Below are 835 nucleotides of genomic sequence, written 5' to 3' on the forward strand. Positions count from 1 at the left end.
GCATCAAGTGTAGTCACTGCGGCATTAAAACAGAACGGCTATCTTGGTTGGAACCTTATGCTCGTATTACTAACCGCCTACGAAGCTATATAGAACAGTTGTTGCCTCTGCTGCCTATTAAACATATAGCCCAAGTGACCGGTGTTCATTGGCACACAATCAAAGAGATAGATAAGCGTCGGCTTCAGCAAGTAGTACCGCAAGTTAAATGGGGTGAATTAAGGCAACTCGTCATGGACGAGTTCGCCATTTTTAAAGGGCACCGTTACGCGACGGTCATTGCAGATGCGAAAAGTCATCAGGTTATCTGGATAGGACTAGGTCGTAGCCGTAAGGATATTCGCCCGTTCTTTGAGCAACTAGGTGAGCATGGTAAAAATATCGAAGCAGTAGCAATGGATATGAATACGGCTTTTGATCTTGAAGTCCAAGCGCATTGCCCAAATGCCCGTATCGTTTACGACTTGTTCCACGTTGTTGCTAAGTTCGGTCGTGAAGTGATGGATAGAGTCAGAGTCGACCAAGCCAATAAGCTAAAACAGGACAAAAAAGCAAGGCAATGGGTCAAGCGTTCGCGCTGGGTGTTATTGAAAAATAAGAATAATTTAAATACACAACAGGAAAGCTACCTCACAGAAATATTGAATATGAATCAGGACTTGATGACAACCTACTTACTAGGTGCGCAATTAAAGGAACTGTGGCGTTGTGAGTCTGAACTTCAGGCTAAAAACCTATGGCAGGTATGGTTGGAGCAAGTGAATGAGAGTGGAATTAAGCCGTTAAAAGAGTTCGCTCGAAAGCTCCGTCCATATCTTCATGGGATTACTGCTTC

At 44.0% G+C, this 835-nt stretch carries 1 protein-coding gene; it reads left to right on the forward strand.

Features of this window, described 5'->3' with window-relative positions:
* Window positions 1–835 (forward strand): ISL3 family transposase (locus tag BCT11_RS20345; protein WP_241909044.1); only part of this gene is annotated, 835 nt, incomplete at both ends.

It is taken from the genome of Vibrio sp. 10N.222.52.B12 (assembly GCF_002875385.1).
Classification (GTDB): Bacteria; Pseudomonadota; Gammaproteobacteria; order Enterobacterales; family Vibrionaceae; genus Vibrio; species Vibrio jasicida.